The sequence below is a fragment of the Bradyrhizobium elkanii WSM2783 genome (assembly GCF_000472865.1).
Taxonomy (GTDB): domain Bacteria; phylum Pseudomonadota; class Alphaproteobacteria; order Rhizobiales; family Xanthobacteraceae; genus Bradyrhizobium; species Bradyrhizobium elkanii_A.
Genome location: NZ_AXAP01000025.1, coordinates 1 through 26,851 on the forward strand (window position 1 = coordinate 1; position 26,851 = coordinate 26,851).

The following is a 26,851-nucleotide window of genomic DNA, read 5'->3' on the forward strand; positions in this document are numbered from 1 at the left end:
GACTTGCCGCCTGAACCGGACATTCGGCAAGTCGGGAGTCCTGCCGCCAGGCCAGCAACGTCAAGCGAACGGGTGGCACGAACGGCGGAGCTCGTTCAGTCCGCTGCGACGGATGCAAACGTATCGTGTGACATTCTGCAGGCCGAAAACCAGTCCCTCTCGCTCCGCGAACGAATGATCCATTGCACCCAGGTGCACGACGTCCTGGTGATCGATGCGCGCGGACCACTTGATGCGCCTCGCAAAGAACTGGTCGAGGCCGCCCTGTTTGCGAGCGGTCGTCCAATTGTCTTCGTGCCACCAAACACTCCTGTAGTCGCAAAAGACCGGATTGTCGTTGCATGGGACGGAACACGCTCGGCGGTTCGTGCAGTGCGCGATGGGTTGCCCCTTCTCGCTCAGGCGCGTGAGGTGCTCGTCGTATCGGTCATTGACGACAAGCTGTTTCCGACACCTCATTCCGGACACGCACTCTGCCGCTATCTGGCGCGGTGGCAGGTTGATGCCAAATTCAGCACGATCCAGCGTGAGACTCTGAACATTGGCGCGACCCTTCTGGCCCATGCGCAGCAAGCAGGCGCGGACCTGCTTGTGATGGGCGCGTTCGCGCATGGATTCGAGCGCGAGCTGATGCTCGGCAGCGCAACGCGAGACATCTTCAACGCGAGGATCGAAATTCCCGTACTGTTGTCGCACTAGAGCATGATCCGGAAAAGTGTGGAGCGGTTTTCCGAAAAGATCATGCTCAAACAATAACCTGAAGCGCGATGATGATTCATCCTCATCGCATCGCGCTTTAGAGCGTTTTCGAGCGACGTGAATGCCGGTTCGCGTGAAGGAAACGCATCGAAATCCAAGTCTGCGAAATCCAAGTCTTTCATCGAAAGGTTGCGTCTGAAGCTTCATCGCCTTGTTGCGCTGCAGCGGGCCGATCGACAGCTCTTGAGGGGAACTTCGCAGCTCAAACCGAAACTTCTGCTCGCGCTTTTAGCAACCACCGAACGAGCAACACGTTTCGGTAGTCTCAAGGAAGGAGATCATCCATGAGACTGAAAATTGCTGCTGTTGCCTTCGCCGCGCTTGGTGGTGTTGCTCTCACCTCGACGGCGGCTTCCGCAATGCCAAATCGGATCACAAAGGCGAACGAGATCGTCTTGCAAACGTCAAGGATCCAGCACGCGCGCTGGACCAGCGGCCCGCGCCACAGCGCCCGGCACTCGGGTCCGCGATGGCGTGCCGCCCACGCTTGGAGTCCGCGCCGCGTGTCGCGTCCGGGATGGCGCAGCGCCAACGCTTGGGCTCCGCGCCGGGCGTGGGGGCCGGGATGGCGCGGCGCCTATGCCTGGAGCCCACGACCGGCGTGGTCTGCGGGCCCGGCGTGGGGCGCGAGCCCAGGATGGGGATGGGGCGCGGGCCCAGGATGGGGATGGGGCGCGAGCCCGGGGTGGGGATGGGGCGCGCGCCCAGGATGGGGCGTGAGCGTGGGATTTGGCCCGAGCGTAGGGGTGGGCTGGAACAGCGGGTGGTGGTGATCCGGCGGCTGACAACTAACAGCCGGATTTTCGCTGACGCTTTCACGGATCAGGTGGAGGGCGCCGCCTCTCCAACGAGGTGGCCACTTCCGTCTGGTTTCTCCCTGCCGGTGCCGCGCCCGCATCAAGCGCGTTAGGCGCATAGCGAAGCATCCCGTTGCTGGCGCGACCCGTTGGGCCAAGATCAATGCCAAGATCAATATGGGCGTGCAAGGCTGGCCTGCTTACGCCAGCGTGGACCGCACGACCAACACCCGAAGGCTTCGTCAAAGCTAATCAAAGCGGCTGGTCGCACCAACAGCGAGCAGGGTTGTTCGTGGTTCTGCCTCGGAGCCGATCGTCAAAGCGAAAGTCCACGACCGGCTTCGCCTCGCGCTGAATCCCGAGCGGCTGTATTTCTTCGACCGCGTGTCGCAAGCGGCGATCTGAGGCTTTCGTAGTCTGCTCGGGATGGCGAGCTGGCGGGCGCGGTCTTGACTCTGCTTCCGACGCCTGCAATGTTGCGGTGCACACAATAAATCTCCTGTGATTGGTATAGGTGTGCACCGATGCGCGAGGAGTTTCGCAGTAAATTCGAAGGTCTTCTTGCGGCGGCCCGAAAGAACGCGGCGTCCATTCGCGGGGCGCCCGCCCGTCGCCGGACACGGCTGCGAGAACTGACCGGGTTTGGAGCAAATCCCGGCAATCTCCGTATGTTTGCCTACGCGCCTGAGGACCTTCCGCCCAATCGGCCCGTGGTCATCGCGCTACATGGCTGCACCCAAACCGCCGCCGAGTATGACCACGGTACCGGCTGGTCATCGCTCGCCGATAGGCTCGGCTTCGCGGTCGTCTATCCGCAGCAGCAGCCCACCAACAATCCGAAGAATTGTTTCTCGTGGTTCTTGCCGGGCGACATCGCGCGCGGTCATGGCGAGGCGCTTTCGATCAGGGAAATGATCGAGCATGCCCTGACGAGATTTGCGGGCGATCGGGGCAAAGTATTCGTGACCGGCCTCTCTGCCGGTGGCGCTATGGCTTCCGTTATGCTCGCGACCTATCCAGAGGTTATTGCCGGCGGCGCCATCATCGCCGGGTTGCCCTATGGCTGCGCCAGCAACGTTCAACAAGCATTTGAGGCCATGTTTACCGAGCACGGACATGCCACGCAGGTGCTTGGCGATCGCGTGCGGGCAGCATCCAGACATTCCGGGCCGTGGCCGAAGATCTCGGTATGGCATGGCTCCCGCGATCCGATCGTGAAGCCGTCCAACGGTGAAGACATTATTCGGCAATGGACCAGCGTGCATGGGCTTTCGGACAGCCCCTCGCATCAAGAATTCTTCGAGAGCCACAATCGGCGCGTATGGAGCGACGCAAATGGTGAGCCACTGATCGAGGCGTTTTCCATCCGCGGCATGGGCCACGGTGTGCCGATCGCGACGAAGATGGAAGAGAGTTGCAGCTTTGCCGGTGCATTTTTCCTGGATGTGGGAATTTCCTCTACGCATCACATCTCTCGCTTCTGGGGTTTGCATGAATCTCCGGTTGAAATGCCCCGTGCCGCGCCGACGTCAGCCACCATTCAGATGCCAACTGATGACCACGCCCTGCTCATTGCTGCAGCAGCTGCCGAGGGCACGCACGGTTCAGGCGGCGCCTCAACTGCTGATGATCGAGCCCAGCAGATGCGTCCGCCGCTCGACCCCAACACCATCATCGCGGCGGCCTTTGAAGCCGCAGGTCTCCCGGTTCCGGAGTTTCCCATCCCGCTGCCCGGCACGCCGCCGCGCGTTGCACCTGGCCCGATCATCACGGCGGCCCTGAAGGCCGCCGGACTGGTGCCGCGTTAATCCGACGTCGGCGCTCGCTCTTGTCGTGGATTGACCGGTCGGGCGTGGTCGCCAATTGGCCCTGAGCGGAATAACGTTTGAATCCGTCATCATATCGGCTGTCCGGGGCAGACCGGATATTGTGGTCGCGCTCGTGAACTGCAGCTCTGGATCCAGGCGCCGCAAGTGTTTGTGTATTCGGCGACCGAAAGCGTCAGTTGGCGACAACTCCTGGCGGCTGTTTGTGGCGCCATTGTTTCTTGAGCCATCCCTCGGCGATGTCATGCGAGCCCTCGGCACGCTCCTCCTCGAACGGGCTGGGGTTCGCCGGTAAGGCCTCTTCAACTGTCTGCTTCAGGCGGTTGGTAAACGGCCCAGGCTTGAGGCCGTTCCTGAAAACCAATTCTCCAGCGTGTAAGAACCTCATCGGTGCGAACGGGTTAATCGCAGATGCCTGAAGATGTTGAGGTCTTGGTTATCGGTGCTGGGCCAGCGGGTTTCGTGTCCGCGATCTACCTTGCGCGATTCGAGCGAAAGGTTCTGGTTGTCGATTCCGGTGAGTCTCGGGCGGCACTGATTCCGAAAAGCCACAATTTTCCGGGATTCGCACGCGGAATTTCCGGTGCCGAATTGCTTGCGCGCATGAGAGAGCAGGTGGCCGCGCTCGGTGTTCGGCTGATCGACGGCAAGATCGAGGCACTTGCGCGAGCCGGCAGCGGCTTTACTGCCACGGTCGGTCGCACGAATATCCTGGTGTCGAAAGTCGTTCTCGCGACCGGTATCGTCGATCGACAGCCTCCGATGAAGGATTGGGCCAGCGCGGTAGAGGAAGGTCTGCTGCGCTATTGTCCGATATGCGACGCGTTCGAGGCGCGCGGGAAAAGGATAGGGGTGATCGGCCCGCTTGCGCATGCAGCGAGCAAGGCGCTTTTCCTTCGTACTTTCACCGCTGATGTTGTCCTCGTTCCGACCGATGACGCGCGTGAGGACGGGCTGGCGATGAAGCTGAAGGAGGCAACAATTGCCACCACTGCGCCACTCGCTCAGCTCAAAAAAGTCGATGGTCGATTAGCGGCTCGGCTGATCGATGGCACCTCAGTCGGGTTCGATGTTATCTATCCTGCGATGGGCAGTGAGGTCCGATCCGCCCTGTCACTTGCGGTGGGCGCGGATCATACGGCGGAAGGGTTTCTGATCGTGGATCAAAAACAGCAGAGCACGGTCCAGGGACTGTACGGAATTGGTGACGTCGTCAGTGACCTGCACCAGATATCGGTCGCATTGGGTCATGCTGCGGTAGCGGCATGCCACATCCACAATACACTGCCACCGAACTACGTGTAGTCGCCACCGCCTAGAAACGCTGCCGGATCGTGATGGCTGTCTCGGCCGTCATCCATTGACCCGCCGAGCACGGCTACGCCGAGCCTGAGCGGCAAGGGGACTCCTAAGAGCGGGCCAGCGATTTTTCCTCGGTCCAGTTTCGGCGACCGATCGCGCAGGTAAAAGAACTGCCCGTCGAACAAACAGTAGGACGAAGATGCGAACGCGAGCGAGCAGAAGAAGGCGCCTCCATTGGAAAGGACACGTGAAAAGCTCTGGCCTGGGTAGGATAACCGGTTGCTGGTAAGAAACTATTTTAGGGTTCCCGACTTTGCTTTGCGAAGATCGTCTGATTCGCAGAGGTCGACTGTGAACAGAATCCTTAGGCCGGTTACTTACGTCTTCGCCGCCGTGTATTTCCTGGTGGATGCGGCGTTTTTGGCGCTTGCCAAGCCGATCTCAAACTGGATCGCTGACCACGTTCCGTTGAGACGACTACGAGCTTGGATCAGATCGTTACCGCCTTACCCATCGCTCGCACTCTTTTCAGTTCCTGTGATTCTTCTGGAACCTGTTAAGCCTCTCGCCGCATATCTAGCCGCGACGGGGCAGTTTCTGAGCAGCGCTTTAACATTGATCACGGGCGAGCTGTTAAAGCTCGTGCTGGTAGAGCGTCTATTCAGACTCACCCGAGACAAATTAATGAAGATCCCTGCATTTGCTTGGGTCTATGCCAGGTTCCAGCATGCGAAAGCTTGGTTAGAAGCCACGGAGGCTTGGCGTACCATACGGTCGTTGAGCAGGGCGGCCCGCAACTACGCTGCACGTGTCAAAGCAACGATATGGTGCCACTTCGCCACTGTGGGGGGCGATAGAAATCGGGGCTAAATCCCTGGGCTACAGGTCCACAACTTGTCCGCCCAATCCGCGATTGTGGACCGGAGCTCGCGCGAACCCCGAGCTAGGCTTCCCGCCAATAACTGCCCCGATTGTAAATTTCGCGATGCAGCGAGGCTGCACCGCACTCACGCCGCCATACTAAGGACAAACAGCGGTTCGTCATGTCCGTGGTTGCGTATGGTTCCCTCCCCGGGCACCACTTCCCGGGCAAAGCAAGACGCTGCCGCACCTCCAGCCTTTGGCGGCGGCTTGGCGGTTGTCACGCTGGCCACGCCTCAGTGATGAGCCGAGACGCTCCTGACGCATTCGGACAGGAGATTGTCGCCAGACGTGGAATGGCTGACATCGCCGAGACTGAGGATGCCGACCATCCGCTTGCCCTTGTTGATCACCGGCAGCCTGCGGACCTGCAGCTTCTCCATGTGATGCATCGCCTTTGCGAGGTCATCGTCCTCGCGGCAGCAATGGATGCCTTCGGTCATGACATCGCGCGCCGTCGCGCGACGCGCATCGAAGTCGTTGCTCGCAAGCCCTTTGCAGACGATATCGCGGTCGGTCACCATCCCGATCAGCCGATCGTCCTCTCCGATCGGAATGCAGCCGATGTCATGCCCCCGCATCAATTTCGCGAGTTCGGTGACGGGGGTGTCGGGGCTGACCCAGTCGACGCCCTTGTGCATCACGTCTTTGACTTTCATGGCGGACCTCCATTGCTGGATTTCAGGTGCACTTGATGCGCGCGACCAATCCTCAGTCGTGCGCGCTAAAGCGCCCATGCGGTGCGTTCGCCGTCAGGCGCGCAAACTGCTCATGCGTGAGATGAAGCAGGGTCTCGTGATCGCCGGCTTCCATATAGATTTCCGGCTGCGTCTCGATGCTATCGTCGACGATAATATCGAGCCCATAGCACTTGCCAATGGCCGGAACGGCGCCGAGTGCGCAGTCGCGGAACAGTCGATTGATTTCGGCTTCATTCGCCATATCGACATGATCACCGAGTGTCGCCCGCAGCTCCGACAGGCGGAGGTGGTGCGATGCCGGCACGACGGCGAGGATATATTCGCCGTCGCGTCGCAGCACGATGCCTTTGGCAAGACGGTCGCCCGAGATATGGCATGCTTCGGCCGTGCGAGTGGACGACATGCTCGGCTCGTGCTGGATCTCCTCGTATTGGATGTTTTCAGCGGCGAGGTATTTTTGCAGTGTGGGAGCGATGGACATGACGTGACCTCCGGTGCGGGTAGGCAAACCATCCGCCGTAAGGTCTTCCGAGCCTCGCCTTACGATGGGCGGCTGCGTCATTATAAGGCGAGCATATTCCTTCCATCCGCCGGCTGCAATTCTTCGTCGGTGACCGGGGGGCGATGCAACGCCTCCACTTTTGGCGTTGGTGTGCTTTCCGTCTTGGTGTGCAACAGGCGATCCTCGCAGCGTAGGGAACACCGATAAGGCTGGGCCGTGGCGCGGATCAGCTAACCTAGCCCACGACTTGTTGCTGCCCATGCATCGTTATTCCAGGGCGCGCCAACGGGTCCGTGTAAGGCACGGCCCGGTGACAGGTTCCGCGCGAGACCCGAATCCATCAATCCGCGTGCGCAAGCGGCGCAATGGATTCCGGGCTCGATGCTGACGCATCGCCCCGGAATGACTGAGGGACGCAATGCGCAGTCCTCTCCTCCGCCGTCATGCCCGCGAGGCGGGCATCCAGTAACCGGCGGCCCCTCTACTTAAACGCAGCCGGCTCTGGAATGCTGGATCGTCCGCCGGAGCCTGTCATCGGGCGGCGCTTTGCGCCGACCCGGTGGCGGACGATGACAGCGGAGAGGCTGTTTGGCATCTGAATCAGAACTCTCCTCCCGTCGTCCCGGGCTTCGCGCCGTCGAATTCGTAGAACACCCGCTGGGTCGCGATCGCCGCGTTCGGTGCACGAGCGTGGCGCGCCACGTCGTCGGAGAACGGGTTGAGCTCCCGGCGCCGCGACCGAACAGTTGAAGTTCTCGCCAGTCGGTGCCGATGCGTCGATATTCAAGCAAGGGCAAGCCGGTCTTTGAGACGCGGCGTCATCCAATCGAGAAAAGTGCGCAGCTTGAGCGGCATCGGCTTGCGTGGGGGGTAGAGGATGTGCACCGGCAGCGGTTTCGGCTCGAATTCATCGAGGACGATCGCAAGCCTTCCCTCGCGCATCGCGGTGTCCATCTTGTAGGACATGACCCGCGCCAAGCCGGCGCCATTGATGGCGGCGAGCACCGCGGCTTCCGACGTGTTCACGCAGAGCCGCGACCTTATCGGCGCCACCCTGGGACGATTGCCGCACACAAATCTCCAGGCTGCAGGCGCGGCATGATCATCGATGGTGATGCAATCATGCTTGGCCAGCTCGCTCAGCTTTCTCGGCCGCCCGCGCGTCTTCAGGTATGAGGGGCTGCCGCAAACGACGACCCGGATCGAGCCAATCCGCGTCGCAATCATGCTGCTCTCTGGCAGAGGACCAAGCCGGATCGCGACATCGATATTCTCATCGGTCACGTTGATGACGTTGTCGGTCAACATCAGCCGCAGGGAGATGTCCGGATAGGTGTTGAGAAATTCGATCACATGCGGCAGCAAATGCGCGTGGCCAAGGCCCCATGGTGCCGTCACCGCCATCTCGCCCTTTGGCATGCGGTACTCGCCCGACACCTCTCGCTCGGCATCCTCAACCTGCTCGATGATGCGCTTGCAGGCGTCTATGTATGAGCGTCCGGCATCGGTCAGTGTCATTCGCCGCGACGTGCGCTGAAACAGTTGCGCCTTGAGGCGAGCTTCGAGTTCGGCGACCTTTCGGCTGATGGTTGCCACAGGCGACTTGAGTCGGCGTGATGCCGCCGAGATGCTGCCGGTCTCTGCCACAGCGACAATCACTGACATCGCCTCCAGGCGATCCATTTGTCTTCCCTTTCCAAACTTCCGAAAGCTCCTTCTCAATCATATGGGCTGCCCAGCGGTCGTACAATGCGCTACGCCGCAATCCATCGATGATCTGCGGCCCGGTTGCCAATGACTCCTTGACTGCCGAGCAGCACACGTCGCCGCATCACAAGTCACTCTGCAATCGGAGTCTGATATGAAAGACGCTCGTTTGATCGACACGCTTGTTGCCGTGAGCCGCCGGCGTTTCTCGTTGGGCCTGCCACTGTTGACCGCCGGCGCAGCCCTTTCACAGAACGCGTTCGCGGCGAACGCCACGCCGGCCGGCAAGGCGCCGATCGTCACGCACCACCGCACCAAGACGGTCGACGGCATCAAGATCTTCTATCGCGAGGCAGGGCCGAAGGGGGCGCCGATCGTGCTGCTGCTGCATGGTTTCCCGACCTCCTCGCACATGTTCCGCAACCTCATTCCGGAGCTTGCCGACCGCTATCACGTCATCGCCCCCGACTATCCGGGCTACGGGCAGAGCGATATGCCAGATCGGGCCACGTTCGCTTATACCTTCGACCGCTTCGGCGAACTGGTCGACGGGCTGCTTGATCAGTTGGATGTCCGCAGCTTCGCCATGTACGTCATGGATTACGGCGCGCCCGTCGGCTGGCGCCTCGCGCTCAAGCATCCTGAACGCGTCACGGCGCTCATCGTGCAAAATGGCAATGCCTATGACGAGGGTTTGAAAGAGTTCTGGGACCCGATCAAGGCCTACTGGGCCGATCACTCGGAGGAACATCGCAAGGCGCTCTACAAGCTGGTCACGCCGGAGATCACCAAGTTCCAGTACACCGACGGCGTCAGTGACGTGACCCGCGTTTCGCCCGACAATTGGGTGCATGACCAGGCCCTGCTCGACCGACCCGGCAACGCCGAGATCCAGATGGACCTGTTCTACGACTACCGCACCAACCTGCCGCTCTATCCGCAGGTGCAAGCCTATTTCCGCAAGCATCAGCCGCCGACGCTGATCGTCTGGGGCAAGAACGACAAGATCTTCCCGGCCGATGGTGCCTACCCCTACAAGCGCGACCTGCCGAAGGTCGAGTTTCATCTGATCGATACCGGGCACTTCGCGCTCGAGGACAAGGCCGACGAAATGGTGCCTCTTATCCGCGATTTCCTCAATCGCAAGATCGCTTCGTGAGTTGACTGCAAAAGAGGGTCGTAGGGCGGACTAGCTTTGCGCTGGAGCGCGAGGAACGAAGGCGGAAAGCGTAATCCGCCGTTCACTGGTGCCGCATCAAGGATGGTGTGTTACGCCCTTGCGGCTTCGCGTGTTGAAGCTGCAAAGTGTGAGTTTGACTAGCCCAGCCTACCGGCTTGCTAAGAACCGACGACCGCCTTGGGAGAGAAGACGCGATTACCTCTGGATCCTCAAGCTAGACGTGTGCCCGATTACGCGCTCTTATGTGCGCGGGATTGGGGGACAAATTGGCAAAGCACATCTATGGCGGACCTGACACTCCGAAGAAGCTTCGCTGCCTTCAGGAATACTTACAGGCCTTCTCTATAGCTCTCCGCAACCAACAATTCGAATGCGTATACATCGACGCCTTCGCCGGCTCCGGTAGCCGAACTGAGGTCCGGCCGGCATTGCCGCTGCTCGGCGAGGAATTCGCCGAGCCGCAAGAGGTCACGACGCCCGGCAGCGCCCGGATCGCGATCGACATCCACCCGCCATTGCATTCGATCGTGCTGATCGAAGAAGATGCTACGCGGTTTGCTGAACTTGAGCGGCTAGCCGGTGAATATCCCGACAGGCATATCACCGTAGAGAAAGGCGATGCCAACAAGCATGTGCAACGGCTTTGCACGCAGATCGCTTGGCGGCAGAGAAAGCCGGGGATGAGAGGAACGCGCGGCGTGGTTTTTCTCGATCCCTACGGAATGGAAGTCGCATGGCAGACGGTTGAGACTATCGCGAGAACCAAAGCACTGGACTGCTGGTATTTCTTTCCGTTATCTGGCCTATACCGAAACGCACCGCACAATCCGGCCAAGCTTGACGCAGGGAAGCAGGCGAACTTGGACCGCGTGCTTGGCGCGACCGACTGGCGCGAACGCTGGTACGAACACCAAATCTTACCGAAGGATTTGCTCGAAACGCAGGCGCAGGCAGTTCGTCGGACTGACGTTGATGCAATTGAAGCCTACGTGAAAGAACGCCTGGAAACCGCTTTCAAAGGCGCGGTCCTCGATCCCATCCGTTTGCATCACAAGAACGGAGCGCCGCTTGCTTCGCTTTTCTTCGCCGTATCGAACACCAGCCCCAAAGCAGTGAAGCTGGCGACCGATATCGCATCTCATATTCTCAATTCGGGCAGGTTATTCCACAGCCGACCACGATAAGTCCGGCCGCTAGCCTTCTTGTTCTTGCCGCCCCATTGCTTGAAGAAGAACGCGGCGTCGGCGTCCGTGCAGAGATCGTAGATTTCATCGATCCAATGCGGGTCCATCGGCCGGGCCTGCGGCCCGCTCTCGCCGCCGACGATCGCCCAATGAATTCCCCGCAAGTCACTGCCGGCAACGGAGCCAATAAGAGGCTCAAAGGAAACGAATCTGATCGCCGCCGGTACGTCCCGCAGCTCATCAAGTCGATGCAGGACGCGACCGTCCTCGACGCTTGTCCCAAGCCACACGTTCGGGAGTACAGTGAAGCTGTCTGAGGAAAGGACGGATGCCATCCGCTGCGGCCGCTTTGTCAGGATCTGATACGTGTGATGAGGCGTCGCCGCCATGGTCTTCCAGACCGCCGCGATGAATTCGACCGGCACCTCAGGATGAAAGAGATCCGACATGGAGTTCACAAATACCCGCCGTGCCTTCTTCCAAGTCAGCGGGGTTTCAAGTGCGCCGTAGTCAACCCTGATTTTGCCGGTCCACTTTGCCCGGCCGCCGCTCTTCCGTGTCAAACCTGCGTACTTGTCGAGGCCCATGGCTTCCAGACGAGCCGCCATCCGCATCGCGTAACAATTCGTGCAGCCCGCCGTCAGCACTGTGCAGCCAGCAACCGGATTCCACGTCGCGTCCGTCCATTCTATCGATGTTTCAGCCATAGTGGTCCATCCTCGACATCCCCGGAGAATGTCTCCAATATGGTAAACGAGCCGACAACGTCTTCCTAGAAAAATCATCGCGGCATGATCGGAGCCGCGGACTTGAGCCGCATCCCACGACTTGAAGCCGGAAGGCGGAAGCGCAATCCGCCATTTGCTTGCGCCGCACTAAGGATGGTGGGTTACGCCTTGCGGCTTTACGTGTTGACGCAGCGGAGTGTGTGAGTTCGGCTAACTAACCCACCCCACGACTTACTGATAGGAAGCGTTGACGGTCACAAATGTACGCATACGCCCTTTTCATCATCGTGGTCGTTGGCTTTGCCTGGAAGGCAGGGAAGCTGTTCAACAGTTTGCGGCAGGTGGAAGTCCGAATGCGCGTTGGCGTGGTGCTGGCGAAGCGCGATAACCCCATGCTGTTTTGGTCCGTGGTCGGCATTCAGTGTCTAGGCGTATGTGTCCTGCTTGCGATTATCTACTTCGTGATCTTCGTTCTTCCAAACCGCATAATGAGCTGACAACCTCGCGCGAACGCGGGTGGTGCATCCGGTGAAGCGCGATGGCTCGTTGACCAGCGCCAATCCCGCTCGCCGCTACTTCGTCACCATCCCCCCGGTCTCCGGATGCTGCAGCCATCCCAGCACAGCGTCGTGGAAGCGCGCCGGCGCCTGGATCTGCGGCGCGTGGCCGAGGTCGGGGAATTCGATCAGTTGCGCGTGCGGGAAACGCTTGGCCGCCTCCTTGCCGAGCACGGGATAATTGCCGAGCTTGGAGCGAATGTCCGGCGGTGCGAGATCCTTGCCTATTGCGGTGGTGTCCTTGTCGCCGATCAGGAGCAGCACCGGCGCGGTGATGCGCTCGAATTCGTAGAACACCGGCTGGGTCGCGATCATGTCGTAGAGCCGCGCCGAACTCGATGCCACCGCCTCGCGTCCGGGACCGCGATACATGCCGGCCAGCATCTGCACCCAGGGTTCGTATGACGCGTCCCAGGTGTTGGCATAATAAGTCGCGCGCTCGTAGGCGCGAATGGTGTCGGCGGTGACGCGCTTCTCGCGCTCGTTCCAGCCGTCGAGGCTGAGCCACGGCACGCCCTTGGCCGCCCAGTCCTCCAGCCCGATCGGATCGACCAGCACGAGCTGATCGACGGCCGCCGGATACATCAGCGCATAGCGCATCGCGAGCATGCCGCCGGTCGAATGGCCCATCATCACCGCATGCTCGATGCCGAGTGACGCCAGTAGGGCGCGGGTGTTGCCCGCGAGCTGCTGGAATGTGAACTGATAGCGCTCGGGCTTGCTGGATTTGCAGAACCCGATCTGGTCGGGCGCGATCACCCGATAGCCGGCCGCCGTCAGCGCCTTGATCGAGCCTTCCCAGGTGGCGGCACAGAAATTCTTTCCATGCAGCATCACGACGGCGCGGCCGTTCGGGTTCGACGGTTTGACGTCGAGATAGGCCATCTCCAGGTCCTGGCCCTGCGATGAGAAGCGATAGCGCTCAACCGGGAAGGGGTATTCGAAGCCCTGCAGCTCAGGCCCATAGGCCGGTCCCTCGTCGGCGGCGGAGGCCGGTGAACTCAGGCTCACAGCGGTGGTCAATGCGAGACCGAACAGGGTGGCAAAACGGATCATCGGGCAATCCTGCAGATTGGAATGTCAGGCGGGCTCGGACTAACGCAGCACTGTGACGCTATCCAGAAGGCTTGCGATGATTTGTTTGTGATCGATTGGGAGATCGGCCGACTGCTCCTGCCGTCATTGCGAGCGGAGCGAAGCAATCGATGTCTCCACTTGCGGCGCTATGGATTGCTTCGCTTCGCTCGCAATGACGATGTGGATGCTTCCGGTGCGACAAATCAACCCGACGGGCAAATCAGCCCAAAGTCTGTCCAGCCGTGCTGCGAAAAATATTCCGCTTCCGCCGTCGGGCAAATCAGTGATTTAACTCCGCGCGTCTCACGGCGGATGAGGGGCGGCTCGCGATCGTCACGAACGTTGCGGTGGGATGCGGTGGACGAGATGGGTGTGACTGACGAGCACGCGCATCACGGACGGCGAAGTCGTGTGGTCCTGGCGCCCCGACGCTGGCGCTAAGCTCGCGAGCAGCAAGAGCTGCCGCGGGTGACGGTGGCAAAAAAGCCCGGTCACCGGGGAGAGCACGAAGGAAACCGTAACACCATCGCGCAGGGAAAGCCGGAATGTTCGGTTGAACCTGTGGTCCTACCCCCGTGCTTTTTGTTGCACGGGACCCACGGGTGCAACCAGCACCCGGCTTTCCCTGCGCCCTCTGTGCTTCGAGAGGGTGGAAAGTGAAACAAAGCTCGGGCGTCTCATGCCGCGAGAATGCCGACTCACATCCTCTCTGCTGTTTGAAATTTGAATCGTGATCTCTCCTCTCGTCGTCCCGGGCTTGACCCGGGACCCATAACCACAGGCTTTGGTGATGTGCTCCGCTGCAACCACTTGCTCGCGATACAACAGCTCCCTGTGGTTATGGGTCCCCGCCTTCGCGGGGACGACGCCGGTGCGAGGCGTGAGAGAATCGTAGGATGGGTAGAGCGCAGCGAAACCCATCATCTCGCGGCTTGCTCCATCTTGCGGCACGATCACCGCAGCACGATCCACGCCGGCGCGTGGTCGCTTGCGCCTTCCTCGCCTCTGATGTCGCGGTCGACGCCGGCTTTCGTCAGACGCGGCGCCAGCACAGGACTGAGCAGCAGATGATCGAGTCTCAGCCCCGCATCGCGCGGCCAGCGGTTGCGCTTGTAGTCCCAGAAGGTGAACGTCGGCTTTGCCGGATGCAGCGTGCGGATCGCGTCGCACCAGCCCTGATCGACCAGCGCCTTGAAGGCGGCGCGGCTCTTCGGCTGGATCAGTGCGTCCTTGTCCCAGGAGCGCGTCGGATAGATGTCGAGCTCGGTCGGCGCGACGTTGTAGTCGCCGGCGAGCACGACCGGGACATCCTCTTTGAGAAGCTTCGCGGCATGCGCGCGCAATCGCCTGAACCAGGCAAGCTTGTAGTCGAATTTCGGCCCGGGCTGCGGATTGCCGTTCGGCAGATAGAGGCTGGTGACGACGACGCCCTTGATGGCGGCCTCGATATAGCGCGCCTCGTGATCGGTGCGATCGCCGGGCAGGGCGGTGCGGATCAACACCGGCTCGGCTTTTCGCGCGAGGATCGCAACGCCGTTCCAGGTCTTCTGCCCGCACCACACCGCGCCATAGCCGGCCTTCTCGATTGCGGCAGTCGGAAACTCGCTATCGCTTGCCTTCAGTTCCTGCAGGCTGACGACGTCGGGTTTTGCCGCGCGCAGCCAGTGCAAGAGGTTCGGCAGGCGGCGGTTGATGTTATTGATGTTGAAGGTCGCGATCTTCATGCGTCGAGACGACCGCGATCCATCCCGACCCGATCAGGTCGGCGCGTTGCCGGAGTCGGCGGGCGGGGGCGGCGGCTCCTCCGCGGGATTGCCGCCCTTGTAGATGCGCGCATAACGCGGTCCGAGGCTGGTCAGCACCTCATAGCCGATGGTGCCGAAATGATGCGCTGTTTCGTCGACCGTGATGCCTTCGCCGATCAGCGTGACCATGTGGCCGCGCCGCACGGCATTCTTGTCGAGTTCGGTGATGTCGACGGCGATCAGGTCCATCGAGATGCGGCCGGCGATCGGACAGCGCTTGCCGGCGACCACAACGTCGGCGCCGCGGGTGCCGTCGTTCGAGCTCGCGGCGCGGAAATAGCCGTCGGCATAGCCGACCGAGACGACCGCCAATCGCGTCGGCCGTCGCGCGGTCCAGGTGCCGCCATAGCCGACGGTCTCGCCGCGATCGATGTGGCGGATCTGCACGATGCGGGCCTTGAGATCGACCACCGGCCGCATCGGGTTGTCGGCCTCGGGCGTCGGGTTGACGCCGTAGAGCGCGGCTCCCGGCCGCACCAGATCGAACTGGAATTGGGGGCTAAGGAAAATGCCGGAGGAATTCGCAAGCGACGCCGGCACGCCGGTGAACAGGCTCGCGATCTCGCGGAAGGCCGCAAGCTGCCTCGCATTGATCGGGTTGTTGAGCTGCTCGGCGGCGACGAGGTGGCTCATCACCAGCGTGATGCCGTGATCGCCGGCATTGATGCGCGGGATGATGCCTTGCGCCTCGTTGATCGTGAAGCCGAGCCGGTTCATGCCGGTGTCGATGTGAATAGCGGCGCCGCCCGACCAGCCGGAGCGACGGCAGAACACGTCCCATTCGGCGAGTTCGTTGAGATCGCCGATCACGGGCTGGCAGTCGAACTTGGCGTAGCTGTCGCCGGTGCTCTGGAAGAAGCCGCCGAGCGCATAGATGGTGGCGGACGGCACCGCCTCGCGCACGGCGCGCGCCTCTTCGATATTGGCGACGAAGAACGTCTTGCAGCCGGCGCCAGCCAATGCCCGCGAAACCTGCGCAGCGCCGCAGCCATAGCCGTCGGCCTTCACGACGGCGCCGCATTCGGCCGGAACCGCTGCTTTCTCGAGCCTGCGCCAGTTGGCGATGATGGCGTCGAGATCGACGGTCAGGATGCCGGTGGCGGTCGGAGGCACCGCGAGCTGGTTTGCGTCGGACGCAAGTTGCGCGCCCTGCGGGATCGATTTCGGATCGGAAGCGACGTTCATGGCGCCGTTTTACGCGGGCGGCAGCAATGGTTCAACCGCGCATCAATAAGAAGGCCGATCCGGCACATGACCGTCATGGGCGAGGTCGCCGAACCGCGTCACGCTGGCTTCGAAGTGCAGCTCGACCGTGCCGGTCGGGCCGTGGCGCTGCTTGCCGATGATGACTTCGGCCTTGCCATGCGCGAGGCCCATGTCGGTCTGCCACTTCTCGTGTTCCGGTGTGCCCGGGCGAGGCTCTTTCATGGCGAGGTAATATTCCTCGCGGTAGACGAACATCACCACGTCGGCGTCCTGCTCGATCGAACCGGATTCACGCAAGTCGGCGAGTTGCGGACGCTTGTCGTCGCGGTTCTCCACCTGGCGCGACAGCTGCGACAGCGCGATGATGGGAACATTCAATTCCTTGGCCAGCGCCTTCAGGTTGGTCGTGATCTCCGTGATTTCCTGGACGCGGTTGTCGTTGCCGCGCTTGCCCGATCCCGACAGCAGCTGGATGTAGTCGATGACGATGAGGTCGAGGCCCTTCTGCCGCTTCAGCCGCCGCGCCCGGGCGGTGAGCTGAGAGATCGACAGGCCGCCGGTTTCGTCGACATAGAAGGGCAGGGACTGCAGCTCGATCGAGCATTCGCGGATCTTCTCGAAATCCATCTCGGTGATACCGCCGCGGCGGATGTGGCTCGATGGGATTCCGGTGCGCTCGGCGAGAATACGGGTGGCGAGCTGCTCGCCCGACATTTCGCAGGAGAAGAAGCCGACCGCGCCGCCGTGGATTGCCTTGATGCTGCCGTCAGCCTGCACCTCGCCCTCATAGGCCCTGGCGATGTTGTAGGCGATGTTGGTCGCGAGCGAGGTCTTGCCCATGCCGGGGCGGCCGGCGAGGATGATGAGGTCCGACGGCTGCAGGCCGCCCATCCTGGTGTCGAGGTCGCGCAGGCCGGTGGAGATGCCGGACAGCTTGCCGTCGCGCTGGAACGCTTTAGCGGCCATGTCGACCGCAATCGTCAGCGCCTGGGCGAAGCGCTGGAAGCCGCCGTCATAGCGGCCGGTCTCGGCGAGCTCGTAGAGCTGGCGCTCGGCGTCCTCGATCTGGGCGCGTGGGGCGAAATCGACCGGCGCGTCGAATGCGACGTTGACCATGTCTTCGCCGATCCGGATCAGGTCGCGCCGCAGCGACAAGTCGTAGACGGTCCGGCCATAGTCCTGGGCGTTGATGATCGTGGTCGCCTCCGCGGCGAGGCGGGCGAGGTATTGGGCAACCGTCATGCCGCCGATGTCCGTATCCGCCGGCAGGAAGGTCTTCAGTGTCACCGGGGTGGCGACCTTGCCCATCCGGATCAGGCTACCGGCGGTCTCATAGATCGTCTGATGGAGCGGCTCGAAGAAGTGCTTCGGCTCGAGGAAATCCGAGACGCGGTAGAAGGCGTCGTTGTTGACCAGGATAGCGCCCAACAGCCCCTGTTCCGCTTCGATATTGTGCGGTGCGCTGCGATAGGCCGGTGCTCCCGGCTCGGGCGCGAGCTTCAGGACCTTCGAATCAGTTGCCATGGACGGAATTATTCTTCGGATTTCGCCGTTATTGGGATTCCCGGAGCAGGGGCGGCGATAAAGCGCCACCGCTGTCCGAAGCGGAAGTGCCCATGCGCCTTATTCACGATTCACACAAGCGAAGTGTGAATCACGTAGCAGCGGTGCACGATGCTTGACGGATTTCGGGAGCGCGCGGCGAGTCGTGGGGAATGTTTTTGGGCAGGCTGAACCTAATTCCGCCTGGACGAACCAACATCCAAGGGAACGGCGCGTGACCGGCCTGCTATCTCAGGTGAGGATGAGATAGGCGAACGCAACCAAAGCGGCGACGATGCCCGCAGCGATCAGGGCGTAGTCGGTTTTCAGGTCGCGCGGCGGATCGAACAAGGATCTGTACGTCTCGTGGGACATGGCGGTGGTCTAGCCCAAACCGCCCGTCGACCTTTGTGAACCAGTTCACATGGGAATGATTTTTGTTGCGGCAGGGTAGGCGGGAACGGACCAGAGGGTTTCGGGTTAGTTACAGCGATGAGCCAGCGATTTCATATCCGGCAATCGGAACAGGGCGACCGGCGGTGGCTGTCGATGCTGATCGACGCCATGGAGCGGGCATCGCGCCCGGAAATCCGCAATGTTCCCTGCGACAAGCAGGTGCTCGCCGCCGTCGAAGCGCAGCTCGCGCGCCCGCCCGTGGCGTATCCCTGTTACGGCTCGTCCTTCAGTTTCCGCAACTGAGCCTACTCGCCCGCCAGTTGCAGCCGCGGCCGCGCGCGCTGCTCGATGCCGCGCAGCTTGGCCTCTTCCTGGCCGATATAGTCGCGGGTGATCGGCACGACGCCCTGCCGCTTGGTGAGCTGGAGCTGGAAGTTCATCATGTTCTGCTTGCGGAACGACATTTCCGAAGCCGCAAGATAGAACTCCCACATCCGCGCAAACCGCTCATCATAGAGGCGGACGGCCTCTTCGCGCCGCGCCATGAAGCGCTCACGCCATGCCTTCAAGGTCTCGGCATAGTGCAGGCGGAGGATCTCCATGTCGCAGACCAGAAGCCCGGCCTTCTCGATCGCGGGCATGACTTCGGAAAGTGCCGGGATGTAGCCGCCGGGGAAGATGTATTTCTCGATCCAGGGGCTGGTGACGTCAGGCCCCGTGGACCGGCCGATCGAGTGCAGCACCATCACGCCGTCGTCGGTCAGCAACTCGGCGCAGCGGCGGAAAAAGGTCTCGTAGAAGTCGACACCGACATGTTCGAACATGCCGACCGAGATGATGCGGTCGAACGGGCCGGGGATGTCGCGATAGTCCTCGAGCAGGAAGCGCGCCGATTGCGAGAGGTTCTTCTCCGACGCCCGGGTGTTCGAAACCTGGAGCTGCTCGGTGGAGAGCGTGACGCCGGTGACGTCGGCACCAGTCATCTCGGCGAGGTAGAGGCCAAGCCCACCCCAGCCGGAACCGATATCGAGCACGCGCTGGCCCGGCCGCACCAGGAGCTTGGCGGCGAGATGGCGCTTCTTGGCGAGCTGGGCGTCGTCCAGCGTCGCATCCGGCGTCTCGAAATAGGCGCAGCTATATTGCTTGTCGGCGTCGAGGAAGAGGGAATAAAGCCGGCCATCGAGGTCATAGTGGTGAGCGACATTGCGCCTCGACCGTCCCCGCGGATTGAATTGCCAGATGTGCCTGCCGAGATAGCGCAGGAGCCATTGCGGCTTGGCCCAGCGCGGTAGCATGTCCGGCTGATCCATGAGGATCGCAAGCGCATCCACAATCGAGCCATTCTCGACGACGAACGTGCCGTCCATGTAGGACTCACCGAGACTGAGCTCGGGATCGAGCAACACCCACCGCTCCGCGGCTTCCGTCCGGAACCGCACCGAGACCGGCTGTCCGGCGCCGTCGCCGCAGGTGAACTTCGCCCCGCTTGCGGTCGTGACCGAAAGCGCGCCGTGGCGAACGAACTGCCCCAAGAAATAACGCAACAAACGGTCCATGGAACCACCACAGAGTGACCGGCCGTTACCCTGACGCGCAGTGGAACAGATGGTTCCAATGTGAGTCAACATCACTGTAGGAGTGATCGGGGGGAAGCGCTATTGCGTTGTAGTCAAAGCGGATATTCCCGAATGTGACAATTAAGTGGATGCGTCACAACTGCGCTTCCATTCGCCCGATATTCGGCTAAAAGGAGCCGCCGCTACCGGATCGAGCACGGCCGGAGGGGTTTCCACGATCAGGAGAATGGGGATGGCGGGCCGAGCGCTCATTTTCGCGGCGGTGATTCTTGTTGCCGCGGGCGTTGCGGCGAACTCGGCGCATGCCCAGCCGACCAATCTGGAGGCCGGCAAGAGCCCCTCGCAGATCTTTGCCGGCACTTGCAGCGCCTGTCACAAGTCGGCGCGCGGCCTGCTCAAGAGCGTCAGCGCGTCGGCACTCCCAGGGTTCCTGCGCCAGCACTACACCACGAGCAGCGACATGGCCTCGCTGCTGGCGTCCTATCTCGTTTCCAACGGCGCCAGCGATACGCGATATCAGGGCCGGCAGGAACAGACCAAGCACGGCAAGGATGCGAAGCAGCAGGAAGCCGCGCGCCCGGCCAGCCCTCCGGAACCGGAGCGGCCCAGCCGCAGGTTCTTGTTTCCGTGGAGTTCGTCCGAGCCCACACCCGACGCGCAGCAGGCCGCCAAGCCTGACGTTGACGGCCTCAATCCACAAGGCGAGGGCAGGCGGCATGGTCGCAACGCCAAGCGGCAGCAGCAGCCGAGCGAGGCGGCGCCTGACGCGGCCAGCCCGGAGCAGGGGGCCGAGCCCAAGCCGGCTGCCAAACAAAAGCTGGGCAAGCGCGGCAAGCCCAGCGAGGAGCCTGCCAGACAGGCCGAGCCAGCCGTGGAAGACAAGCCCGGTTCGGAAAGCAAGCCGGATACGGCCAAGGTCGAGTCGAGGGAGAACAGCGGCAGCGGGTCGGCACCGTTGCGGTCCGATCCTGTTCCAGCGGTAACGCCAGCGTCTCCGGCACCCGCTGCAGCTCCGAGCGCTCCGGAACCATCCGCAAGCCCGCCTGCGGCTCCTGCAGCTTCGCAGTGACGGCGTTGGGCCGGAGCTGTTGCAGCAGCACGGCCTGTTCCACGACAACGCAACGACGATCGCGGCCGCGACCACGCGCGGCCAGACGGGGCTCACCGCCAAATACAAATTGAACCTGCTCTCGCCGGCATCCGGCAATCGCCTGATCTGCCGCGCGCGGGTGATCAAGCCGGGACGGCAGGTCGCCGTCGTCGCAGCCGACGTGTCCTGCGTGATTGACGGCAAAGAGAAACACACCGCGACCGCGCTCGCTTCCATTGCCATGCAGGATGAGAAGGCGGCAGCCCGAATCGAAAGCCCGGCCTGATCGAGGCCGGGCTTGATCTTGCGGTAGATGAGGAGGCTTATTTCTCCTCGGCAGCCGGCGCCGGCTCCACCGGCTCCTCCTGCTGCGCTTCCGGATCGAAGAACTCGCCGGCGGCGGCAAGCGCCTCGGCTGCGGCGTCCTGGTCTTCCTGGCGGCTCGAGATGTCCTCACCGCGCTTGATGCGCTCGGCTTCATCCGCGCTGCGCGCGACGATGACGGTGATGCTGGTCTCGACCTCGGGGTGGACGGCGATCGTCACCTTCTGCTGGCCGATCACCTTGATCGGCGAGTCCAGCCATACCTGCGGCCGGTTGACGATGATGCCGTCGGTCGCCAGCGCCGCGACGATGTCGCGCACCGAAACCGAGCCGAATAGCTGACCGCTTTCGGAAGCCTGGCGAATGATCACGATCTCGCGGCCGTCGATCTTCTCGGCCACCTTGCCGGCTTCGGACTTGGCCTTGAGGTTGTTGGCCTCGAGTTCGGCCTTCATGCCTTCGTACTTGGCGCGGTTATCGGCGGTGGCGCGCAGCGCCTTGCCGCGCTTCAGGAGGAAGTTGCGCGCAAAGCCGTCGCGCACCTTCACGACTTCGCCCATCTGGCCGAGCTTGGCGACACGTTCCAAAAGAATGACTTCCATATTGCTTCTCCTTCAATCTTGGTTTGGGTTGATCGGTCGAGTTCAGGATGCAGGGAGCGGGGGCGGCCTGGTCCGCAGATAGCGCTGGCGCAATCCGAACAGCGCATCGGCTATTCCGAGCACCACCATCGCGATCACGGGCCAGGTGAAGATCACGACAACGACATAGGCGCAGCTCAGCCAGAACGGGCGGCTGTTGAGTGATTGCGTCACCGTGTGCAAGACGGCGAAACCGGTAAGCGCGTACGCCGCCATTAGGGCGGTGGTTATGACCTGTGCGAGGATGGCGAGCAGGCCGCTGGTGAAACAGAAGGCGATGGCGACGCACGAGGCCACCAATGTCATCGCCGGCAGCGCAGTCGCCCGCAGGTCGGGCCACGGACGTCGCAGGCGGCCCGAGGTCGCCGTGATCAAGGTCGCCAGCCAGAGATTGATCGTCAGCGATATCATCGTGACGATGACCGCCGCGAGCGGTGCGACCGCCACCATCGCGTCGACGACGCGTTCCATGTCGGCGCTCGTCGTCACCATGCGCGAGTCCAGAACCCGCATCAGGCCGCGCTTCATGGCAGCCGCTATGGTGGCGGCGTCGGTCCCCAGCGTGAGCAGGGCCGCCATCGTGGTGAGCACGGCAAAGCCCGCGATCCAGAGCAGGATACGGCCGACCGGATACCATTCGAGATTGGCGGTCCCTGGCGCCGGCACGCCGCCCGGGCTCGGGTCCGCAATCGGGCGTCCCAACAGCGCGAGATACCCGAGCCACCAGGCCGGCAGCGCAACCATGATGACAAAGGTGATGCAATAGGGCAGGCCGAAGATCGCGCCGAGGCCCAGCGCGGCCGCAATCCCGCCAATACTTGCCGTAAGCGGACCCCAGCCGAGCCCCGCCATCATCAATGGCAGCGGCGCCAGCCAGAACAGCAACAGCGAGATCATCGCGCCCGAAATCATCGAGGCGAACATCAACGCCGACGCGCAGCCAGCAGCGATAGCAATGAACAACGTCGCGATCATCAGCTGTCCCGCTCCTTTCGAGCGGTTAGAGGTCCTGCCTGAGAACCCCAACCATCGGCGACCGGACGACCCGGAAGCCTTATGAGCAAATGGTCCGCAGCGCGCGAGGTGCTGCGGACCGGATTGATTAGCGAATCACGTAGGGCAAGAGGCCGAGGAAGCGCGCGCGCTTGATGGCGCGGGCGAGTTCACGCTGCTTCTTGGCGGAAACGGCCGTGATGCGGCTCGGCACGATCTTGCCGCGCTCGGAGACGTAACGCATCAGCAGCTTGGAATCCTTGTAGTCGATCTTCGGCGCATTCGGACCCGTGAACGGGCAGGACTTGCGGCGACGGAAAAACGGACGGCGGGCACCGGCTTCGGCCATGATTCTTACTCCTCGGTCGCAGCTTCTTCATCGCGCGGGCGGCGCGGGCCACGGTCGCCGCGGAATCCACCGCCGTCGCGATCGCCACGGAAGCCGCCACCCTCGCGGTCGCCGCGGAAGCCGCCGCCGCGATCATCGCGCTCACGGTCACGGTCAGCCTTGCGCATCATCGCCGACGGGCCTTCCTCGAGTTCCTCGACGCGGACGGTGAGATAGCGGATGACGTCTTCGCTGATCCGCTCCTGACGCTCGATCTCGCTGATCGCGGAAGACGGCGCGTCGACGTTCATCAGCACGAAATGCGCCTTGCGATTCTTGTTCATGCGGTAGGTGAGGGAGCGCACGCCCCAATTCTCGGTCTTGGTGACCTTGCCGCCGGCCTGTTCGACGATGCCGGTCATCTGCGCTGTCAGTTCGTCAACCTGCTGGGTGCTCGCGTCTTGGCGCGCGAGAAAAACATGCTCGTAAAGAGGCATGGATGTCCTTTCTAAAGTTGGCGCGGTTCCCGGCGACAAGCCCTTCGAGACCTTCGGAAAGGACTCGATGTTGCTCAGAAGGCGGAAGCACGGGACGACGGGCCGACTGGCCCTGCCACATCAAAATCAACGAATGAAATTGCTGAGACCGTCCGTTCAGCTCCCGGCCGGGACCCACGGATGGCGGGCTTTATAAGGATTTTGCGGGCCTTGGCAAGATTGCCGGCCAAGTTTTTGCCCGTGGTAGCGGGCCTATCTGCACCGGATCCGTTCGTCCAGCTCGGTCTTGATTTATTTGTTTGTATATCATACAAATAAGTCGAGGAGGCATCTAATGGCAGCCAAAGCTGCGTCCGAATCGCCAGCCGGCGATCCCAAACATGCCGTTCGCGCCACACGTGCGGCCGGGCGCAAGATGCGTTCGCTGCTGCTCGACGCCGCAAGCCGCCTGTTTAGGGAACAGGGGCTGGCCGGCGCTTCGATCACCGATATCGCTGCGGCCGCGGACGCCTTTCCGAGCCAGATCACCTACTATTTCCGCACCAAGGAGGCGCTCTTCGTCGAGGCTGCCTGCCGCGACATGCTCTATGTCGCGCGTGCCGCGGAAGAGGCTGCGCTGCGGGCGGAGACGCCGCGGGACTACACGCGTGCACTGGTCGAGACGGTGACGGCAACCGATTCGGTTACCTTCTTTGCGGAGGCGCTGACCCTGACACGGCGCCGCCAGGATCTCGCACCGCTGGTGGAGCGGACCATCGAGCGGCTGCACAGCGAAGGGCTGCGCGCCTATGCGGGGCAGATCGAACGGCACGGCTGGCGCACGCTGCGCGATCCGGCCGCGACCTCGCGGCGGTTCTGGGCGCTTGCGATCGGTGTCATCCTCGAAGGCTATGCGATGGGTCGCTCGGCGGAGGAGCTGTGCAGCGAAATGCTGCGCGTGCTCGGCGAGCAGGCCACCGCCACATCCAGCGGCGACAACCGGCGCCTGCGCCTGGTCGGCGATCCCAGCACATCCACTTCCACCTCACGCGACGAGGAGGCTTCGTCATGACCGCGCTTCGCATCCGCGCCCGCGACTTCCTGACCGAGGATCAATTGATCGCCGTGCGCCAGCGCTCGACCTTAAAGGGCGTCGCACTGATCGCACATGCCTGGGCGCTGATATCAGGCGCGATCGCGTTGGTGGCGTGGTGGCCGAATCCGCTGACATATCTCCTCGCTGTCGCGATCATCGGCTCGCGCCAGCTCGGGCTCGCGATCCTGATGCACGACGGCGCGCATGGATGCCTTTCCGCGGACGAGAAGACCAATCTGACATTGAGCCAATGGTTCTGCGCCTATCCGATCTTTGCGGAGACGCGGGCCTATCGCCGCTATCACTTGCAGCATCACGCGCGGACGCAGCAGGAGGATGATCCGGATCTCGTGCTGTCGGCGCCGTTTCCGATCACCAGGATGAGCTACCGGCGCAAGTTCATTCGCGACATCACCGGCCAGACCGGCTATCAGCAGCGCAAGGCGCAACTGCTCAATGCGCTCGGGCCGAAGCAGTGGCCATGGCGGCAGCGCGGCGCGCATTTCTGGAAGAAGCTCGCGCCGCAATTCATCGTCAACGGCCTTCTGTTCGCAGCGCTGGCGGCCGCCGGCGTGTGGTGGGCTTATCCACTGCTGTGGCTGGTTCCGCTGCTCACCTGGATGATGGTGATCACGCGCATCCGCAACATCGCCGAGCACGCCGTCGTTCCTGACAGCCACGATCCCCTGCGCAACACCCGCACCACGCACGCCAGCTTCCTCGAGCGGCTGTTCATCGCCCCCTATTACGTGAATTATCACCTCGAGCATCACCTGCTGTTCTACGTCCCGTGCTACAACCTGCCGCGGGTTCACCGCATTCTCAGCGAAAGCCGGCACGCCGGCCAAATGGAGGTGCAGCCGGGCTATCTCGCGGTGCTGAGGCTGGCGACCGCGAAGCCGGACCAAGAGGATCGGCCGGGGCAATTGGCGAGCAACGCACGCCGGGCGAGGGCCGGCGGGGAAGTCGGCGCGGACCAGAGGGCCGGCGGGTTCTAGGGGGAAGTTTCCATTTCAATGCCGCACCGCGGCTTGACATCCCGGCCCCGGACGGTGTCTTACGCGCCCGTCCAGAGCATGATCCGGAAGGAGCGGAAGCCGCCTTTCCCCGAGATCATGCCCAAACAGCTTGGGAGCGCCATGACGGCAGCATTCACTTTTCCGGGGCAGGGGTCGCAGGCCGTCGGCATGGGCAAGGCCCTCGCCGATGCCTTTCCGGTGGCCCGGGCGGTGTTCGACGAGGTCGACGCCGCGCTGGGAGAGAAGCTGACCGGGATCATCTGGGATGGTCCGGCCGAAACCCTGCAGCTCACCGAGAATGCCCAGCCGGCGCTGATGGCGGTCTCGATCGCGACGCTGCGCGTGCTGGAGACTGAGGCCGGCTTCTCGGTTGGTCGCGACGCGGCCTATGTCGCGGGCCATTCGCTCGGCGAGTACTCGGCACTGGCCGCCGCCGGCAGCCTCAGCGTCAGCGATACCGCGCGCCTGTTGCGCACCCGCGGCCTTGCGATGCAGAAGGCGGTGCCCGTCGGCGTCGGCGCCATGGCCGCGCTGCTCGGCCTCGACTATGAGGCGGCGATGGCGGTCGCCGAGGAAGCCGCCCAGGGCCAAGTGTGCCAGGCGGCCAATGACAATGGCGGCGGACAGGTCGTGGTTTCCGGCGACAAGGCAGCCGTCGATCGCGCGGTCGAGATCGCCAAAGGCAAGGGCGCCAAGCGGGCGATGCTGCTGCCGGTGTCGGCTCCGTTCCACTGCAAGTTGATGCAGCCGGCGGCCGACGCCATGGCCGAGGCGTTATCCGGCGTCACCATCAAGGCGCCGACCGCCCCGCTGGTCTCGAACGTGCTGGCGAGCGCCATCACCGATCCCGACGAGATACGCCGCCGGCTGATCGAACAGGTCACCGGCACGGTGCGCTGGCGCGAGTCGGTCGCCTATATGGCAGGCAAGGGCGTGACACGCTTCTTCGAGATCGGCGCCGGCAAGGTCCTGACCGGACTGGTCAAGCGCATCGCCGATGGCGCGGTAGGAGTTTCCGTCGGCGGTCCCGGTGATATCGCGGCCGCCAAGGATGCATTGGCCGCTTCGGCCTGAAGCATGATCGGGAAATGGTGAGTGCCGGTTTTCCCCTCGCGAC

The 26,851-nt window shown here is 62.5% G+C and carries 25 protein-coding genes and 1 pseudogene; 12 read left to right on the top strand and 14 right to left on the bottom strand.

Annotation, left to right across the window (positions count from 1 at the left end; genetic code table 11):
* The 3 genes from YY7_RS52345 to YY7_RS0121515 form a co-directional block, all read left to right on the top strand.
* Positions 1-699 (top strand): universal stress protein (locus YY7_RS52345; RefSeq protein WP_210164701.1); only part of this gene is annotated, 699 nt, incomplete at its 5' end.
* Positions 700-2,080: 1,381 nt separating this feature from the next.
* Positions 2,081-3,364 (top strand): extracellular catalytic domain type 1 short-chain-length polyhydroxyalkanoate depolymerase, encoded by a 1,284-nt coding sequence (locus tag YY7_RS52355; protein WP_063623386.1) that lies wholly within the window; start codon positions 2,081-2,083, stop codon positions 3,362-3,364.
* 429 nt (positions 3,365-3,793) lie between these two features.
* The gene (locus YY7_RS0121515; RefSeq protein ID WP_028165038.1) at positions 3,794-4,687 is read left to right on the top strand and encodes an NAD(P)/FAD-dependent oxidoreductase; all 894 of its coding nucleotides are present in this window, start codon (positions 3,794-3,796) and stop codon (positions 4,685-4,687) included.
* Positions 4,688-5,841: 1,154 nt separating this feature from the next.
* Here YY7_RS0121515 and YY7_RS0121525 read toward each other — a convergent pair.
* The 3 genes from YY7_RS0121525 to YY7_RS0121535 form a co-directional block, all read right to left on the bottom strand.
* The gene (locus tag YY7_RS0121525; RefSeq protein ID WP_028165040.1) at positions 5,842-6,264 is read right to left on the bottom strand and encodes a CBS domain-containing protein; all 423 of its coding nucleotides are present in this window, start codon (positions 6,262-6,264) and stop codon (positions 5,842-5,844) included.
* 52 nt (positions 6,265-6,316) lie between these two features.
* Entirely contained in the window at positions 6,317-6,787 is a 471-nt protein-coding gene (locus tag YY7_RS0121530; RefSeq protein WP_028165041.1) for an aminoacyl-tRNA deacylase, read from the bottom strand.
* Between the two features lie 804 nt (positions 6,788-7,591).
* Entirely contained in the window at positions 7,592-8,491 is a 900-nt protein-coding gene (locus YY7_RS0121535) for a LysR family transcriptional regulator (RefSeq protein ID WP_028165042.1), read from the bottom strand.
* Positions 8,492-8,669: 178 nt separating this feature from the next.
* Between YY7_RS0121535 and YY7_RS0121540 the strand changes: the two genes are divergently transcribed.
* Together YY7_RS0121540 and YY7_RS0121545 are read left to right on the top strand one after the other, a co-directional pair.
* Positions 8,670-9,674 (top strand): alpha/beta fold hydrolase, encoded by a 1,005-nt coding sequence (locus YY7_RS0121540; protein ID WP_051396832.1) that lies wholly within the window; start codon positions 8,670-8,672, stop codon positions 9,672-9,674.
* Between the two features lie 287 nt (positions 9,675-9,961).
* Positions 9,962-10,879 (top strand): three-Cys-motif partner protein TcmP, encoded by a 918-nt coding sequence (locus YY7_RS0121545; RefSeq protein ID WP_028165044.1) that lies wholly within the window; start codon positions 9,962-9,964, stop codon positions 10,877-10,879.
* Here YY7_RS0121545 and YY7_RS0121550 read toward each other — a convergent pair.
* Positions 10,834-11,586 (bottom strand): DUF5131 family protein, encoded by a 753-nt coding sequence (locus tag YY7_RS0121550; RefSeq protein WP_028165045.1) that lies wholly within the window; start codon positions 11,584-11,586, stop codon positions 10,834-10,836. The two genes, YY7_RS0121545 and YY7_RS0121550, sit on opposite strands and share 46 nt — an antisense overlap.
* A gap of 281 nt (positions 11,587-11,867) precedes the next feature.
* Here YY7_RS0121550 and YY7_RS0121555 point away from each other — a divergent pair, with 281 nt between their 5' ends.
* Positions 11,868-12,104, top strand: coding sequence for a hypothetical protein (locus YY7_RS0121555; RefSeq protein WP_028165046.1), 237 nt, complete (start codon positions 11,868-11,870; stop codon positions 12,102-12,104).
* A 75-nt stretch (positions 12,105-12,179) separates the two neighbouring features.
* On the opposite strand, the gene YY7_RS0121560 is transcribed toward YY7_RS0121555, so the two are convergent.
* The 5 genes from YY7_RS0121560 to YY7_RS64435 form a co-directional block, all read right to left on the bottom strand.
* Positions 12,180-13,220: an alpha/beta fold hydrolase gene (locus tag YY7_RS0121560; RefSeq protein WP_028165047.1), complete on the bottom strand. Its 1,041-nt coding sequence runs from the start codon at positions 13,218-13,220 to the stop codon at positions 12,180-12,182.
* Positions 13,221-14,194: 974 nt separating this feature from the next.
* A complete protein-coding gene (locus YY7_RS0121565; protein ID WP_028165048.1) occupies positions 14,195-14,965 on the bottom strand; it encodes an exodeoxyribonuclease III in 771 nt (256 codons plus the stop codon).
* A 33-nt stretch (positions 14,966-14,998) separates the two neighbouring features.
* Entirely contained in the window at positions 14,999-16,231 is a 1,233-nt protein-coding gene (alr, locus tag YY7_RS0121570) for an alanine racemase (RefSeq protein WP_028165049.1), read from the bottom strand.
* Between the two features lie 42 nt (positions 16,232-16,273).
* Complete coding sequence (locus tag YY7_RS0121575; protein ID WP_028165050.1) at positions 16,274-17,776, bottom strand: replicative DNA helicase; 1,503 nt, start codon at positions 17,774-17,776, stop codon at positions 16,274-16,276.
* Positions 17,777-18,046: 270 nt separating this feature from the next.
* Positions 18,047-18,169: a hypothetical protein gene (locus YY7_RS64435; RefSeq protein WP_283807015.1), complete on the bottom strand. Its 123-nt coding sequence runs from the start codon at positions 18,167-18,169 to the stop codon at positions 18,047-18,049.
* A gap of 174 nt (positions 18,170-18,343) precedes the next feature.
* Here YY7_RS64435 and YY7_RS52360 point away from each other — a divergent pair, with 174 nt between their 5' ends.
* Positions 18,344-18,493, top strand: a complete 150-nt coding sequence (locus YY7_RS52360) for a hypothetical protein (protein WP_155255262.1) — start codon at positions 18,344-18,346, stop codon at positions 18,491-18,493.
* Between the two features lie 2 nt (positions 18,494-18,495).
* On the opposite strand, the gene YY7_RS0121590 is transcribed toward YY7_RS52360, so the two are convergent.
* Positions 18,496-19,746 (bottom strand): SAM-dependent methyltransferase, encoded by a 1,251-nt coding sequence (locus YY7_RS0121590; protein WP_028165051.1) that lies wholly within the window; start codon positions 19,744-19,746, stop codon positions 18,496-18,498.
* A gap of 253 nt (positions 19,747-19,999) precedes the next feature.
* Here YY7_RS0121590 and YY7_RS52365 point away from each other — a divergent pair, with 253 nt between their 5' ends.
* Together YY7_RS52365 and YY7_RS52370 are read left to right on the top strand one after the other, a co-directional pair.
* The gene (locus YY7_RS52365) at positions 20,000-20,836 is read left to right on the top strand and encodes a hypothetical protein (protein WP_035690543.1); all 837 of its coding nucleotides are present in this window, start codon (positions 20,000-20,002) and stop codon (positions 20,834-20,836) included.
* A gap of 10 nt (positions 20,837-20,846) precedes the next feature.
* Positions 20,847-21,143, top strand: a pseudogene (locus YY7_RS52370) (PaaI family thioesterase); the annotation flags it as partial.
* 37 nt (positions 21,144-21,180) lie between these two features.
* Here the strand turns inward: YY7_RS52370 and rplI are convergent.
* From rplI to rpsF, 4 genes are all read right to left on the bottom strand, one after another.
* Positions 21,181-21,783, bottom strand: a complete 603-nt coding sequence (gene rplI, locus YY7_RS0121605; protein WP_028165052.1) for a 50S ribosomal protein L9 — start codon at positions 21,781-21,783, stop codon at positions 21,181-21,183.
* A gap of 42 nt (positions 21,784-21,825) precedes the next feature.
* Entirely contained in the window at positions 21,826-22,797 is a 972-nt protein-coding gene (locus tag YY7_RS0121610) for a DUF2232 domain-containing protein (RefSeq protein WP_028165053.1), read from the bottom strand.
* A gap of 127 nt (positions 22,798-22,924) precedes the next feature.
* Positions 22,925-23,164 carry a 30S ribosomal protein S18 gene (gene rpsR, locus YY7_RS0121615; protein ID WP_027583809.1) on the bottom strand — a complete coding sequence of 80 codons (240 nt, stop codon included), beginning with the start codon at positions 23,162-23,164 and terminating at the stop codon, positions 22,925-22,927.
* A gap of 5 nt (positions 23,165-23,169) precedes the next feature.
* The gene (gene rpsF, locus YY7_RS0121620; RefSeq protein WP_028165054.1) at positions 23,170-23,640 is read right to left on the bottom strand and encodes a 30S ribosomal protein S6; all 471 of its coding nucleotides are present in this window, start codon (positions 23,638-23,640) and stop codon (positions 23,170-23,172) included.
* Between the two features lie 334 nt (positions 23,641-23,974).
* On the opposite strand from rpsF, the gene YY7_RS0121625 reads away from it, so the two are divergent.
* The 3 genes from YY7_RS0121625 (at position 23,975) to fabD (ending at position 26,808) form a co-directional block, all read left to right on the top strand.
* Entirely contained in the window at positions 23,975-24,691 is a 717-nt protein-coding gene (locus tag YY7_RS0121625; protein WP_028165055.1) for a TetR/AcrR family transcriptional regulator C-terminal domain-containing protein, read from the top strand.
* Positions 24,688-25,713 (top strand): fatty acid desaturase family protein, encoded by a 1,026-nt coding sequence (locus YY7_RS0121630; RefSeq protein WP_028165056.1) that lies wholly within the window; start codon positions 24,688-24,690, stop codon positions 25,711-25,713. The genes YY7_RS0121625 and YY7_RS0121630 overlap by 4 nt, the downstream gene beginning before the upstream one ends.
* A 141-nt stretch (positions 25,714-25,854) precedes the next feature.
* A complete protein-coding gene (gene fabD / locus YY7_RS0121635; protein WP_028165057.1) occupies positions 25,855-26,808 on the top strand; it encodes an ACP S-malonyltransferase in 954 nt (317 codons plus the stop codon).
* The last annotated feature ends 43 nt before the right edge of the window (positions 26,809-26,851 follow it).

Coding starts and splice junctions, on each gene's coding strand:
- YY7_RS52355 (WP_063623386.1), top strand. CDS start 2,081: ATGCGCGAGGAGTTTCGCAGTAAATTCGAAGGTCTTCTTGCGGCGGCC.
- YY7_RS0121515 (WP_028165038.1), top strand. CDS start 3,794: ATGCCTGAAGATGTTGAGGTCTTGGTTATCGGTGCTGGGCCAGCGGGT.
- YY7_RS0121525 (WP_028165040.1), bottom strand. CDS start 6,264: ATGAAAGTCAAAGACGTGATGCACAAGGGCGTCGACTGGGTCAGCCCC.
- YY7_RS0121530 (WP_028165041.1), bottom strand. CDS start 6,787: ATGTCCATCGCTCCCACACTGCAAAAATACCTCGCCGCTGAAAACATC.
- YY7_RS0121535 (WP_028165042.1), bottom strand. CDS start 8,491: ATGGATCGCCTGGAGGCGATGTCAGTGATTGTCGCTGTGGCAGAGACC.
- YY7_RS0121540 (WP_051396832.1), top strand. CDS start 8,670: ATGAAAGACGCTCGTTTGATCGACACGCTTGTTGCCGTGAGCCGCCGG.
- YY7_RS0121550 (WP_028165045.1), bottom strand. CDS start 11,586: ATGGCTGAAACATCGATAGAATGGACGGACGCGACGTGGAATCCGGTT.
- YY7_RS0121555 (WP_028165046.1), top strand. CDS start 11,868: ATGTACGCATACGCCCTTTTCATCATCGTGGTCGTTGGCTTTGCCTGG.
- YY7_RS0121560 (WP_028165047.1), bottom strand. CDS start 13,220: ATGATCCGTTTTGCCACCCTGTTCGGTCTCGCATTGACCACCGCTGTG.
- YY7_RS0121565 (WP_028165048.1), bottom strand. CDS start 14,965: ATGAAGATCGCGACCTTCAACATCAATAACATCAACCGCCGCCTGCCG.
- alr (WP_028165049.1), bottom strand. CDS start 16,231: ATGAACGTCGCTTCCGATCCGAAATCGATCCCGCAGGGCGCGCAACTT.
- YY7_RS0121575 (WP_028165050.1), bottom strand. CDS start 17,776: ATGGCAACTGATTCGAAGGTCCTGAAGCTCGCGCCCGAGCCGGGAGCA.
- YY7_RS64435 (WP_283807015.1), bottom strand. CDS start 18,169: ATGTCCCACGAGACGTACAGATCCTTGTTCGATCCGCCGCGCGACCTG.
- YY7_RS52360 (WP_155255262.1), top strand. CDS start 18,344: ATGCTGATCGACGCCATGGAGCGGGCATCGCGCCCGGAAATCCGCAAT.
- YY7_RS0121590 (WP_028165051.1), bottom strand. CDS start 19,746: ATGGACCGTTTGTTGCGTTATTTCTTGGGGCAGTTCGTTCGCCACGGC.
- YY7_RS52365 (WP_035690543.1), top strand. CDS start 20,000: ATGGCGGGCCGAGCGCTCATTTTCGCGGCGGTGATTCTTGTTGCCGCG.
- rplI (WP_028165052.1), bottom strand. CDS start 21,783: ATGGAAGTCATTCTTTTGGAACGTGTCGCCAAGCTCGGCCAGATGGGC.
- YY7_RS0121610 (WP_028165053.1), bottom strand. CDS start 22,797: ATGATCGCGACGTTGTTCATTGCTATCGCTGCTGGCTGCGCGTCGGCG.
- rpsR (WP_027583809.1), bottom strand. CDS start 23,164: ATGGCCGAAGCCGGTGCCCGCCGTCCGTTTTTCCGTCGCCGCAAGTCC.
- rpsF (WP_028165054.1), bottom strand. CDS start 23,640: ATGCCTCTTTACGAGCATGTTTTTCTCGCGCGCCAAGACGCGAGCACC.
- YY7_RS0121625 (WP_028165055.1), top strand. CDS start 23,975: ATGGCAGCCAAAGCTGCGTCCGAATCGCCAGCCGGCGATCCCAAACAT.
- YY7_RS0121630 (WP_028165056.1), top strand. CDS start 24,688: ATGACCGCGCTTCGCATCCGCGCCCGCGACTTCCTGACCGAGGATCAA.
- fabD (WP_028165057.1), top strand. CDS start 25,855: ATGACGGCAGCATTCACTTTTCCGGGGCAGGGGTCGCAGGCCGTCGGC.